The 13,225-nt window shown below is 44.1% G+C and carries 11 protein-coding genes and 3 tRNA genes; 5 read left to right on the top strand and 9 right to left on the bottom strand.

The features are described from left to right. Positions 1–30: 30 nt before the first annotated feature. Genes AC6ROY_RS20430 through AC6ROY_RS20420 form a run of 3 tightly spaced genes read right to left on the bottom strand, consistent with a single transcriptional unit; the run spans position 31 to position 6,192 of the window. Entirely contained in the window at positions 31–1,767 is a 1,737-nt protein-coding gene (locus tag AC6ROY_RS20430) for a hypothetical protein (RefSeq protein WP_500102448.1), read from the bottom strand. A gap of 4 nt (positions 1,768–1,771) precedes the next feature. Then, the gene (locus tag AC6ROY_RS20425) at positions 1,772–3,046 is read right to left on the bottom strand and encodes an efflux RND transporter periplasmic adaptor subunit (RefSeq protein ID WP_500102447.1); all 1,275 of its coding nucleotides are present in this window, start codon (positions 3,044–3,046) and stop codon (positions 1,772–1,774) included. A 32-nt stretch (positions 3,047–3,078) separates the two neighbouring features. Further along, positions 3,079–6,192 carry an efflux RND transporter permease subunit gene (locus tag AC6ROY_RS20420; protein ID WP_500102446.1) on the bottom strand — a complete coding sequence of 1,038 codons (3,114 nt, stop codon included), beginning with the start codon at positions 6,190–6,192 and terminating at the stop codon, positions 3,079–3,081. Between the two features lie 388 nt (positions 6,193–6,580). On the opposite strand from AC6ROY_RS20420, the gene AC6ROY_RS20415 reads away from it, so the two are divergent. From AC6ROY_RS20415 to AC6ROY_RS20400, 4 genes are read left to right on the top strand one after another with little or no spacing between them, the layout of a single operon-like run. Beyond that, positions 6,581–7,147: a class I SAM-dependent methyltransferase gene (locus AC6ROY_RS20415; RefSeq protein WP_500102445.1), complete on the top strand. Its 567-nt coding sequence runs from the start codon at positions 6,581–6,583 to the stop codon at positions 7,145–7,147. A 1-nt stretch (position 7,148) separates the two neighbouring features. Beyond that, complete coding sequence (locus AC6ROY_RS20410) at positions 7,149–7,739, top strand: DedA family protein (protein WP_500102444.1); 591 nt, start codon at positions 7,149–7,151, stop codon at positions 7,737–7,739. After that, positions 7,739–8,428, top strand: a complete 690-nt coding sequence (locus AC6ROY_RS20405; protein WP_500102443.1) for a response regulator transcription factor — start codon at positions 7,739–7,741, stop codon at positions 8,426–8,428. Before AC6ROY_RS20410 ends, AC6ROY_RS20405 begins: the two co-directional genes overlap by 1 nt. Further along, positions 8,418–9,518 carry a sensor histidine kinase gene (locus tag AC6ROY_RS20400; RefSeq protein WP_500102442.1) on the top strand — a complete coding sequence of 367 codons (1,101 nt, stop codon included), beginning with the start codon at positions 8,418–8,420 and terminating at the stop codon, positions 9,516–9,518. Before AC6ROY_RS20405 ends, AC6ROY_RS20400 begins: the two co-directional genes overlap by 11 nt. A gap of 281 nt (positions 9,519–9,799) precedes the next feature. On the opposite strand, the gene AC6ROY_RS20395 is transcribed toward AC6ROY_RS20400, so the two are convergent. The 6 genes from AC6ROY_RS20395 to AC6ROY_RS20370 all read right to left on the bottom strand — a co-directional run bounded on the left by AC6ROY_RS20395 (position 9,800) and on the right by AC6ROY_RS20370 (position 11,785). Further along, on the bottom strand, positions 9,800–10,225 hold the full coding sequence (locus tag AC6ROY_RS20395; RefSeq protein ID WP_500102441.1) for a hypothetical protein: 426 nt from the start codon (positions 10,223–10,225) through the stop codon (positions 9,800–9,802). A gap of 377 nt (positions 10,226–10,602) precedes the next feature. Further along, positions 10,603–10,676, bottom strand: a tRNA-Ile gene (locus AC6ROY_RS20390). A gap of 25 nt (positions 10,677–10,701) precedes the next feature. Further along, a tRNA-Ile gene (locus AC6ROY_RS20385) sits at positions 10,702–10,775 on the bottom strand. Between the two features lie 11 nt (positions 10,776–10,786). Next, positions 10,787–10,860, bottom strand: a tRNA-Met gene (locus tag AC6ROY_RS20380). A 76-nt stretch (positions 10,861–10,936) separates the two neighbouring features. Next, positions 10,937–11,101, bottom strand: a complete 165-nt coding sequence (locus tag AC6ROY_RS20375; RefSeq protein ID WP_500102440.1) for a hypothetical protein — start codon at positions 11,099–11,101, stop codon at positions 10,937–10,939. Positions 11,102–11,224: 123 nt separating this feature from the next. Then, complete coding sequence (locus tag AC6ROY_RS20370; RefSeq protein WP_500102439.1) at positions 11,225–11,785, bottom strand: phosphatidylglycerophosphatase A family protein; 561 nt, start codon at positions 11,783–11,785, stop codon at positions 11,225–11,227. Between the two features lie 172 nt (positions 11,786–11,957). Here AC6ROY_RS20370 and AC6ROY_RS20365 point away from each other — a divergent pair, with 172 nt between their 5' ends. Next, positions 11,958–13,016 carry a phosphatidylinositol-specific phospholipase C/glycerophosphodiester phosphodiesterase family protein gene (locus AC6ROY_RS20365; protein ID WP_500102438.1) on the top strand — a complete coding sequence of 353 codons (1,059 nt, stop codon included), beginning with the start codon at positions 11,958–11,960 and terminating at the stop codon, positions 13,014–13,016. Positions 13,017–13,225: the final 209 nt, after the last annotated feature.

The raw sequence follows: 13,225 nt of genomic DNA, 5'->3' as shown, positions 1-13,225 counted from the left end.
GGCGTTCGTCTCAATCTCAAACATCCGGTCTCACTTTATTGTTTTTAGATATCGTTTACCCAGCCCTGCATCTGTTTCAACCAATTCATACATGTTAACCGTTACAGGGAATTCAAACTGCTCGCTTTGGATGTCGTTGGTAAAAATGATCTGGGTTCCGCTTACCAGCTTTTTTGATCCTGAGAAGCTAGGGCTAGCCGATCCAAGAACCCTGCCCAGATTATCCACGATCTCGAAATAAAGCTTGGATGTACCTTGATCTACAATTACATTCTCTTCCTGTTTTATATCAAGTGTCAGCCTTAATTTGTAATGATACGTATCGTTGGAAGCGAAATAATTCGTACTAACATCCACACGTTCAAGGTTAACATGGAATGGGTAGAGCATGAAATCAGAGGCTTCCGTATTTTTTTGCACCTCCGTTTTAACAGAAGCTACAGGTAGTTTATAGGGAGCCGCAGATTTGCTGTCCAGCAATTTAAGAGTGAAATAACGGGTTGCTTCTGTTTGCGGTAAACGATACACATAGCTTACCACGTAACGCAAACCAGGATTTAAGGTCTGGGCTACATAGGTTTGTCTTACACCCGCGAATGATTTCCCTCCGTTTCCTAAAAGCTCTGTATCAAAAGAAGGCAGCGCAATCACGTTATCGCTTTTATTGGCAATTACAAACTTTCCGATTACCATCTGAAAACCTTCATCTGAATCTTGTACATGGAGCTCCATTAATGAAATATCGGTATGTTGAGCAAATTGGTACTGTGGGTCAAGGACAATTGGGGTCCCCAGCTTATAGTTCGCTTGATGGATGGTATTCAGTTGATCTTCACCAGGAATGTTAATAGAAGTTCTTCCCGTATCAATCAACGTTTCCTGTGTTTCACTCATTTGAAATACATCGGATGTAATCACAATGAAATTCTTAAGGTTCGCATCACTGGTCGCGGGAATCGAAAAATGAATATACTTTTTCTCTCCAGCTTCAATCTGAATTGGTTCCTGTGAGATTCGTTTTCCAGTATATGATTTTGCGTCTGAGAGACCATCAATGCGTATGTCCGGAAGCTCCTCTCTTCCTACTCCATTATTTTCCACGGCCAAAGTAATTATCGCTTCAGTTCCATGAATTAAGGATTGTTCGGAGTAATTCACCGGCGTGTAAATCAAATTAGAGTTTAACCCTTCTAAAGTAAATGGTTCCCCCCAACTCACCTTAGTCAGTGCTGGCTGCTCTAGGCGACTTGCTCCATACCAAACTTTCCTATCCAAAGGCATTTCTAATAAATAGGTCTCACTCTTCGGATATGTATATTCATTAACCTTGACAAATGAAAGGCTTGTTAACAAAACTTCCTTGCTGCCTTTGATCGTGGACATGTATGAGAGTTCCGCTACTTCAAACGGCCTAAGCACACCTTTATTGTTCTGGCTGGATTCAAGCTTATATTCCACTCCACTTGTCGTCTTCACTCTTATTTCGTGGGTTGGAATGCGCGCTTTTTCAGCACTGTTGTTATAGAAGCGCACTGTTAATGCCAATCTTGTTCCGTCTTTCGTAGTTGTTACAGAAGCGCTTTTTATAGCGGTGAGGATAGAATCGGTCAAATTGTACGGACTTGAGGACGAAGCATGTACTTCATTTGTTGAACCCTCATTAGCCCAAGCAATACTGCCGTATGTCAGCATATTCCCAAGGGTGAGCGCCAGCAAAACTGCCAGAACCGCTTTCTTTTTTGCGACCCGCATGGATCTGCTTATCATTCCTTTACCTCCATTCGTTGCTTACTTCTACTTTTTGTCCATCCTTCAGCTGATGTTGACCTGTCACAACTAACTTTTCGCCTTCCTTAAGACCTTGTACGACTTCCTGATACTGCCCGTTTATCCGGCCGATTGTAACTTTTCTCTTCTGGTAGATATCTCCCTGTTGAACAAATACAAATGTATCCGATTCCTCGTGAATAACAGCCAGTATTGGTACCGTGATGACCCTTTTTTCCTCCTCAGTCGTCAGCTCCACCATATAGCGATTGCCTGCTCGTATGACTAAATCTGGATTTGGTACCTCCACTTCCAGGGTAAACGTTTTGGTCTGCGCACTCATAACAGGCGCCAAGTAGCTAATGGCAGCCGTTTTTTTGTCTGTTGGCGTATCCGAATGATAATAGACAATCTCTTTTTTTCCCTTTACCAACTGATAGTTGGCTTCGGACAACTCCGTTTTTAGCAGGATGGGGTTTATCTGTTGGATTTGACCGATTTTCCCGGACGAAATGGTTTGGCCAACTGCCGGTGTAAAATCCGTTAGGATTCCGCTAGCCGAAGCCACGATCCTGTAGTTTTCCAATGAACGAATGGAATCATCGAGTAGTAACTTGGCGTTATCCAGCTGACTTTCATAGGAAGCGATAGAACTGGAATGATCATTTGCTAAACGTTTATTTTGTGCTGATTCCAGACTCATTTGTGCGCTGTCCAACGATTGCTTGGCCAACTCTATCTCATGCTCTGTAGCCTTTCCATCATCATAATCATTTTTCTTTTTATTGTAGTCTTGTTCTGCATTTTTAACTGCTACCTTAGCTCGTTCCACAGAATCACTCAGCTCTTTACTACTATTATTTTGGTCAGCCCTTGCCTTTTCTATGTTTTGGCTCGCAGTACGAACAGATAGCTCATTTTTCCGTCTATCAGATTCAGCATCAGCGCTATCCAAACTCACCAAAGCATCTCCTTTCTGAACGAATTCACCCCGTTTTCGAAATACATCGACGACAACACCTCCTACTTTTGGAATGACATCAATTGTAGTGCCAGGCACAGCCTCCGCCGCCTGCTCTGCCGGATCACCAATGCTTCGTCTTACAACATCTTCCGTTTTGATCGAAGTGGTCTGTAGGAGCGCTTCAGCCTTTCCACCCGAAGGATTTCCAGACATGGAACATCCCGCTGTCATCATCATGGAGATTATAACCAGAATAGCAGTGAATCCAATCCGCTTGATACCTTTTGAATGATTCGTTATGTTGTTGCTTTTCATCTCTAGAACCTCCTCCTATCTCCCCAAATATGTTAAGCCTTGAGCGATGTTTGGGTACCTATATTTTCTCTATTTCGATGGAATACTTTTGAAACAAATATTTTGAATAGCTCTATTAACTCATAGATGATGGGAACAACGACCAAAGTAAGCAGCGTTGAAGAAATCAATCCTCCAATGACCACAATACCAAGTCCCTTTCCGACGAGCGCACCTTCCCCGGAAAATCCTAACGATAGTGGAAGCAAAGCCATGATTGTCGCTCCCGCTGTCATTATTATTGGGCGCAAGCGGATTTTACCCGCCTGAATCAAAGCGTCGCGAACGGCATATCCTTCTTCTTTCAATTGCTGTGCCAAATCAATCAGAACGATAGCATTCGTAACCACGATACCGATCAACATCATGAATCCAATCATGGACGTGATATTCAATGCTTCCTGAGTAACGGCAAGTCCGATTAGCCCGCCAATGACAGCCAGCGGAAGAGAAAACAAAATCGCAAATGGGGCAGATGCATTACCGAAACATAAAACCATGATCAGGTATACGATAAAGATAGCTACACCAATAGCTAAGTATAACTGTGAAAAACTGTCGTTTATTTCTGAAGATACGCCTCCAACCTCTCGACCCACTCCAGTTGGAAGCTGGAGAGAATTGAGCTGAGCGGAAACCATCGCACTTACCGCCTGCTTATCCTTCGAGTTAATTTTGGCCGTAACCTGAATCTGTTGTTCTTGACCTAAACGATTCAGAGAAGTGGCACTTGGAATAAGCTCAATCTTGGCAACTTCTTTTAAGTAGACAACAGAACCGGAATTCGAAGAAAGAGGTAAATTCCCCAGTTTCTCTAGCGAGTTTATATCAGACTTCTCCAGTGAAACCGTCATCGCATACTTGACGCCATCGAGCTTGATTTCGCCTAACTGCTGCTTTTGTATCCACATGAGCGCCGTATCTCTTACGGAAGATGCCGTCATTCCAAATGTACGGGCCTTCTGTTGATTAACCTTAATTTCAACTTCTGTTTTCCCGTCACTCAGACTGTCCTTGACCTCACTGAGATCGGAAAATTCCAGCAGCTTTGCTTTAACCAATTTTGCCGCTTCAGTCAGGCGATCTTGATCATCGCCTTTTAAATTGTAAGAAAAAGCTGAACCGCTTACCCCGTCGCCTCCGCCAACGCCGCTTGCAAAGATTTCAGAGCCATGGGGCAGTTCGGACAATAACCGTGTTTTTACTTGTTCCTTTACTTTGTTGGCATCAACGTCATTGTTCACTCTCACATAAAGCTGCGCTGCGTTAGACGTCTGCTCCTTATCACTTCCAGAATATCCAATCAAACCTTCGACAAATAAAAATAATGGATTTCCGTTACTGTCTTTAGCATCTATTAACAACTGCTCAAGCTCTTGAATTTTTGCATTGGTTGCCTCGAATGCTGTTTCCTTAGGCAAGCTGATCGAGTATGAGAATAATGTAGATGCTTGACTGTCAGGAAGAAGAGAAACTGCGATCTGTGGAATGGTTACAACTAGAGTTCCGATGAAGAGTACACCGGCAAGCAACAACGATATCAACCGATGATTGAGCGTCCAGTGCGAGACAGATTCATAAAACAAAATAAATTTGCTTTCGGCAGAGGCGTTATGCGATGAATGCTTGAACTTCCTGGAGCGAAGCACAAGGATTTTGGCAAGCATCGGAATAACCGTCAGTGCCACTAGCAGAGAAGATAAAAGAGCTATAGCGATTGTAATTGCAAATGGTTTAAAGAAGCCTCCCACTAGACCGCCAATCATGCCAATTGGTGCGAAAACGCCTACAGTCGCCAAGGTTGAGGACGTGATCGCCATTGATACTTGTTTTGTGGCAATCAATATGACCGATTCATGTCGCTCTTGCGCTTTTTCAAGCGAAGCGTACACATTTTCAATAACAACAATAGAGTCATCAACCACACGTCCTACTGCAATAAAAATTCCACCTAAGGTCATCGTGTTTATAGTCAGCCCAAGGTACCACATGGCAAGGAACGTGATTAATATGGATAACGGAATTGACACCAGTACAATCAACGTCATACGAATATCCCGCAAGAAAACAAGTATCATAAGCGAAGCCAAGAGAGCCCCCGTGATCCCTTCTTTAACCATTCCAGCAATGGATTCTCTGATCTCGTCAGCGCTATCCTCTGTCTTCCCAACAATGACATTGGGCAGAGACTGCTCCCATTCTTTGATAAGCTTATTAACCGAATCAGAGAACTCGACAGCATTTGCACTTGAACTTTTATATAAAATAACTCCGATTGCAGATTGCCCGTTATATCTCCCGATAAATTTAGATTCGGTAACAGCCTTTACCTTAGCGACCTGGGACAGAGAAATCACCTCTGAACTTGCGGTTGTAATTTCAAGTCGCTCTAAGTCGTATAAACTGGTCAAATCTCCCGTAACACGAGCCATTTTGTCATTACCATTAATTTCGATGCTTCCAATGGGACTCATCGTTGTGGCCGCTTGAATAGCGTTAATTACATGAGAAGGTGAGAGTCCATACACATGAAGCGCATCAGCATGTAATTCGATGTCCAAGCTCGTTCCCCGAACGCCAATCACATTCATATGGTCCATGCCTTTAATGGATTCAAGCTCCGTCTTCATCGTATTCTCGAAACGCTTATCAAGCTCCGTCTGGCTCATTCCATCTTTAGTCGAAACAACCATATAAATCGAAGGTACTGATGTTACACCTAGTGTTGATGCTCGTGGTGTGCCGGCCGTAGCTGGCAGAGTAACTTCTTGTACTAAACTTTCAATCTCCTGTTTTTTCTTGTCTGTATCGACGTTCTGCTTAAATTGAAGCATGATCATAGAACTGTTCTCACTTGATGTCGAGTTCATGGAATCAAGATCCTTAATAACTGCCAGTTTCTCTTCGAGTGGCTTGGTGACTTGCTCCATGACATCTTTAGGTGCAGCGGCATACGAAGTTGAAACCATCACCATAGGAAATGAAACATCCGGCATATTTTCAACCTTCATATGGTATGCCGCATATGTACCGACGCAAAACAACATAATCATGATGATAAACAAGGCTGATACATTCTTCATCGAAAACCGAATCATTCGATTCATTTAAGCACTCCCTTCTTTACTTTTTGCTTGATAAGCTGGAAATTTACAATTAATACTAAAATCTCAATGAGAATACAATAGGATAACTTTCTTAGGAGCTTACTGAGATATTTCTAAAGAATATCTAAAGAAATGAATGAAACAATAAACAAATGCGCGGCAAACCGATGTCATTCGGTGCCGCGCATTTGTTCAAGTTTCATCTAAGGTCCGCGTAATATTATCCACTTTTCTTTAGATTTTCTTTAGAGTTATCCCCGGAGATTCCTTAGATTTATTCGGTAAAATAATCATATCGAACAGTAAGGCAAGCTTCTGGGAAATGACATATTTCATTTTTTAGCAACGAATGATTCAGAAATAAAAAATAAGGAAATGGGGAAATTAATTGAATATCAATCATAATTTTATGTTTTTGCAACGCTTTTTGAACAATCCCAAACAAGTCGGCAGCGTAATCCCCAGTTCCAGATTCCTGGCGCGTAAAATGGTTCAATCCGTACCTTGGAAAGAAGTAAATACAGTAGCTGAGCTTGGCTCAGGTACTGGACCAATCACTCGTTTTATCGAGTCTAAAGCAACAAGCTCAACAAAAGTTATGTTGTTTGAAATGGATAATAAAATGAGAAGCAATTTAGAAGTACGTTTCCCCACTTTCTCGATTTACCCGAATGCTTGCTTTATGACGGATGTTATGGAGCAAAGTCGTATTGATCATCTGGACTGTATAATCAGCGGCCTGCCCTTTTTCAATTTTAAAACTGAACTTAGAGAAAGACTACTTAGCCAAATTACCGCAGCAGTAAGACCAGGTGGATATTTTATCGCTTTCCAGTATTCTCTGCAAATGAAAAAGCACTTGTCAAAAGACTTTACGATTGAAAAAATTGATTTCGTTCCTTTTAATTTTCCCCCCGCTTTTGTTTATGTATGCCGAAAAAAAGGGGGAGATTGAAATGAATTATGATACATTAATCCAATGGATTTCTCACTTTGGCTATGCCGCCTTGTTCTTTACTCTGTGGCTTGGTATTGTAGGAATGCCTATACCGGACGAAGTTATTGTAATGACTGGCGGGGCTGTTAGTAAAGCGGGCTTACTTCATTCCCTTCCGGCATTTTTCATTACTTATTTAGGAGTAATATCCGGAATCTCGCTTGGTTACTTTCTAGGCAGGTTTTTAGGCCCTCAAGTGCTGGATAAAATTCGTCATAAGAAAAATTTCGAAAAGCATATCCAGCAGTCAGAGCAACTTCTAGATAAATACGGTAACTTCGCGCTATGCCTTAGCTACTTTATTCCAGTGGTAAGACATGTAGTTCCGTATCTAGTAGGAATCAATAAAATGGCGTACCGTCGTTATATTCTCTATTCCTACACAACAGGATTAGTATGGACATCAACATTTTTTGTAATTGGCCAATACGCCGGTAAGCATGTTCAAAGTATAGGCACCACAATTTACCAGTATGGCATGTATATTGGATTACCTTTATTCATTATTCTTATTTTGATGATTACAAAAAGAAAAAGGAGCAGTGTCTAATGCCTACTGTGCTTGTAGTGGATGATGATGCAGAAATTCGGGATGTTATTCATGTCTATTTAAGAAACGAGGGTTACCACGTTTTGGAGGCTGCCGATGGTCTGGAGGCGTTGGATTTTCTCCAGTCTTATTCAGTTCATCTTGTTATTTTAGATGTGATGATGCCTCGAATGGATGGAATAAAGACTTGCTTAAAAATTAGGGAAACTTCCGCAGTTCCTATTATTATTCTTTCTGCAAAAGAAGAGGACATAGATAAAATCACAGGTCTTACTATTGGAGCCGACGATTACGTCACAAAGCCCTTTAATCCGCTGGAATTATTAGCCCGTGTCAAAGCCCAGCTTCGGCGCCAGGCTTTCACAGAAAAAGATTCAAATACAAAGGATTCGTTAATTCGCATTAAGGATCTCGTCATTGACAAAGTAAAATTTTCAGTAACGCTAAAAGATAAAGAACTTACACTTACTCCGTTGGAGTTTTCAATATTAGAGCTGCTAGCTAGCTATCCAGGGCAAGTCTTTAGTGCAGAACGGATCTATGAAACCATTTGGAATGAGCCAACCGGGTATTCCAACAATACCGTGATGGTTCACATCCGGAATCTTCGCGAAAAAATGGGAGATCCTCCAAGAGAGCCCCGATATATTAAGACCATTTGGGGAGTTGGCTATAAAATTGAAAAATAAAACAGAAACCAAAAAGATCAAACGCATGAGAGGCATACGATTTGTGGCATTTTGGTCATTTCTTTTTAGCTTCATCATTACTCTTCTTTTATCAAATATCGGAGCATATTTAATTTATCTCTTGTCATTGAAAGTTCCAATTCCAAATTATATTAATTATCTTTCTTTTGTAATATTTTTCGGATGCTTCCCTCTGGCGTTTTATAAACTAACCCACCGCATGATTAATTATACCGTTACGTTGGCGGGTGGGCTTCAGATTATCGCTGATGGCAATTTAGATTACAGAATTCCAGTCATTCGAAACGATGAACTCGGAAAAGTTGCATTGAACATCAATATCATGGCAGAAAGGTTGCAGCAGTTAATGAAAAAGGAGCGGGAAATTGAAAAATCCAAAATGGAATTAATTACGGGTGTCTCCCATGATTTAAGAACACCGCTTACAAGCATTATTGGATATTTAGAACTTTTGAGAACCGACTCCTATCAAGACAAGGAGGAGTATGAGAGGTTTATTCAAAATTCGTACAACAGGGCTATCCACTTAAAGAAGCTCATTGATGATTTATTCGAGTACACGCGAATTACGACTCCAGATATTCAATTAAATTTAAAGCCAATAGATGTGTATCAACTACTTGAGCAGATGCTATTTGAATTCGAACCATTAGCTCAAGAACACCAAATTACGCTCATAAAAAACATAGGCACTGTTTCATATTTAGCGACAATTGATAGTAACAAATTCGCTAGAGCCATTGATAATTTATTGATGAATGCCCTGAAATATTCCATGAAACCAGGAAGTGTTTGCGTTTCATTAAAATCGGATGATCAACGGATCTATATTGAAGTAGAAAACAGCGGCCCTTCGATATCCCATGAGCAGGAAGAAAGACTGTTTGACCGATTCTACAAAGTTGATGATTCGCGAAGCAGTGACGGCATTCAGGCTGGTTCTGGATTGGGCCTCTCTATTGCTAGAAACATCATTGAGCTGCACGGTGGAACTTTACGGTTGACTCATACAGATGGTATTTATGTTTTTACGATAGCAATTCCTCTCGAAAAATGTGATCCTCATTAAACATCAACTTGAAAAGGAGTATGAGGAACAGAAACGCTTTACAAAAGCAAGATGAAGAAAATCCGCATTCACGACATGCGCATACACATGCTTCTTTCCTTCTGCGGCTTGAGGTCACCTCGAAGGCCGCTGCCGAGCGACTGGGCATGAATGGTATCGCCACCCATGTAGAGGAAATTCATGAAGGATGGCTTAACCGATACGCTAGGACAAGGCTGATAAATCAACAAAGCCGCTCTTGTGGAGCGGCTCGATTACTCATAATTCATCCTTCTGCTATGTTACAAGTTCGGTGTGTAGTTTGGATTCGCAAGCATCTGATTAACGATATGCACCAGATCATCATCGGCAATCAGATCCGTACCAGCTTGAGCAGTGTTGTACTGAGCTGGTGTGTTGGAAGCCAGTTGTCCGTAGTAGTAGCCTTCAATTTCCAAGTCCAGCAGCGTATACTCGCCCGAACGGTTTACATCCGCAATCCCTTCAACAAGCAAGGAATCCTCACGGCAGTCGTCTCCGTTCAAGTCAAATTCACTTTGTGTATCGGCGATCCGGCATTTCAACGCATCTACCTTGCCGACGCCTTCTGCTTTCGCTTTCAGCTTCAGCTTTACAAAGGTTTTCTCGCCTGTAATCCCGTAGGCTTGTCCTTGGCTCGCCACGATAAACCGCAGCACACCGTTCTGATTCACTGGGTTGTTATACACTTTGTAGCCCGGAACTTCTTCAAAACCCAGGTAATCGAACTTCGTTGTATCGAAGCTCCCGCTCGCAGCCACTTTCCAATGAGATGCAGGATGACAGGATCTACTATGCGTTGCTCCACCATTTTCATCTTTGGCGACTTAGGATTTTGTCATGTATGGGTGACTCATCCGACTAACTCTGCCTCCAATTGAGTTCGTGTACCTTGGCTCATGCATTTGCCCCCATCTTCCTCCAGATTCCGCCTCCCGGCGGACACCCTTGCTCTTGGCTAACGCTAGGCGTTCGCCTGCCCCCGTTCGGGACTTTCACCCTAGAGATGACGCCCATGCTGGGCGTACAATAGAAAAACCCTTGCTACACAAGGGTTTCTTCGCTATGGGCCCTGAGGGACTCGAACCCCCGACCAATCGGTTATGAGCCGACCGCTCTAACCAACTGAGCTAAGGGCCCTGACTATGATANGGTTTCTTCGCTATGGGCCCTGAGGGACTCGAACCCCCGACCAATCGGTTATGAGCCGACCGCTCTAACCAACTGAGCTAAGGGCCCTGACTATGATATTGCGGGGGCAGGATTTGAACCTGCGGCCTTCGGGTTATGAGCCCGACGAGCTACCGGGCTGCTCCACCCCGCGATGCTTCAAGCATGCTGCCAATGACAGCGACAGAAATAAATATACACCAAACAAAACCTTGTAGTCAAGTAATAATTTAAACCATATAACGTACCCCAAATCGCCCTTTAATGGAACGGAACACTTCGACCTCTACCGGACATTCATACCCGTAAATCCACCAGTCTTCCTCCATCCGTTTGGCTAAGCATCCCGCTTGAAATTTGCTTTCATACAGCTTGACCCAATAAATCCATCTCACCCTAGTCTCACCCCGTTGTGCAATCTGATTGTGCCGTGCAAGACTAGTATAACCGGAAAAGAGCCCCCTTATTTGAGCTAAGGGAGCTTCGATTTCTGTCATTAGTCTGAACCGCTGATCAGCTCAACCGGCGTTTTCTTCGGGGATATCCGCGGTCGGTAAAAAGGTAACGGCGCTTTCCCGCTCCTGCTGGTCCCGCTGGTGATGGGCAATGCGGCTTGAAGCCGACGAGGCAATGCTGGCAACGAGATCGTCCAGAAATGTGTGCACGCCATTTCCTGTTTTGGTGTCAAGCTCACGGATAATGCCGATTTTTTGCTTGTCCAGATGGCCGAAGGTCGTGACCGCGATGCTGCCGTATCCGAACACTGATCCTAACGCCAAGGTCTCATCGCAGCCAAACAATCCTTCATCCCCTGCAATAATGGACTGGATCGGCTCGGACAGCAGCCCTTTCTCCGCCAGCACATCCAGCTCAATTCCGACTAATATCGCATGCTGCAGCTCCCGCTTTTGCAGCACGGCATGAACGGCGTCCACACACGCTTCCGTGGTGAGACCGGGATGATACGGACTTTGCATTTCCTTCACTATAAATGCTATTGCCTCAATTGTGACACCGCGTTCCTGCAGCTTCTGATAAACGGCTGCCTTGACTTCCTGACTGTGTACTTGTCGAGCCATACGTATCGCTCCTTTCATAGAGGTCTGCTCCATTATACCACGGTTATCGCCTGCTTGTACTCCATTTTACCAGCTTCTAGAAATTCAGGACAGCCCGTTTTGCGGTAAGGCTGTTACAAGATGGCCGTATTGGTGTAAACATAGTTCAAACACGTGAAAAGGAGTGAACCTGATGTCTCGTCTCAAGCTTTTCGTCCAAGCATGCATTTGTGCTGCGCTTGTAAGCTGCGGCCTGTTGATTCACGCTCCGGCGCCTGCAGCATACGCACAGGATGGATGGACGCGGCATTCCTATATTGCCCACGGGCTGGGGCAAATTGACGGCGTGACTGTCACCAACTCACGCGAGGCATTTGTGTCAAGCTATAAGCAAGGCTTCCGTGTGTTTGAAGCCGATCTGATTTTGACAGCGGATAGCCGTCTGGTAGCCCGCCACGATTGGTCTGACTACTTATCCAAGAAGCTTGGCCAGTCGGTTGCTTCCGGGCAGTTTGCCGATCAGCCAATGACGTACGAGCAGTTCATACAAAGACCTATTTTGGACCGTTATCAGGGAATGGATGTCAAAGAGCTGCTAAAGCTGCTGCTGGATTATCCCGATGCCTATCTGATTACCGATACCAAGGAGACCGATCCACAGGTGATCGCCCGACAATTCCGGCTGCTTGTCAAGGCCGCTCAAGCGATCGAACCCAAGCTGCTGGAGCGCGTGATTCCTGAATTGTACTCACCGGACATGATCAAGCAGGTACGGTCCATCTACCCGTTCCCGTTCTATTTGTTCTCCTTGTATCTGTCGCCGCTCAGCCAAGACGACGTTTTGAAGCAAGTCCGCGACCTGAAAATTCAAGCCATCGCCATGCCAGCCGAACGGGTAGATGCCTCATGGATAAAACAGCTGCAGCATGCAGGCGCTGCTGTGTACGCGCATACCATCAATGATGCCAAGGAGTGGGAACGGCTGCAGCAGCTTGGCGTTCACGGCATTTATACAGACCAGTTGAGCCCAGCCCTACGTAAAACAGCGGCTTCCCTTGGCGAGAGCCGTTCTTCGCTAGCGGCAAACGGGACAAAAGCTGAGCTGACAGCCGTTCCTCCTTCACCAGTGTCTGCCCAGCCGCCTGATGCTGAACGCCGCTCGCTGCTGTCCCGGCTCCTCTACTCGCTCACTGGCATCTTCAAGAATAGTGAATCGCCTTTTGATGCCGGTGCCGGAAAAGCTGCTACATGATACCGTATATATGGGAACGTAAGCGATGTGGTCTAATGCACATATAAATAGTCAAAAAATAGACCGCCCGTAGTACAAGGAATACAGGCAAGCCTAGTCATACAAAAAGTTAACCGAAACATACAGCAGTACGAAGAGCCGCCCCAGCCGGGCGGCTCTTCGCGTGTAAGCAATCGTACGAAACCTAATAGGAATCAAATGATAGCAGC

The organism is Paenibacillus sp. sg306046 (assembly GCF_059821225.1).
The sequence above is the reverse complement of the archived record's forward strand: the minus strand, read 5'-3'. Positions and strand labels throughout refer to the sequence as shown.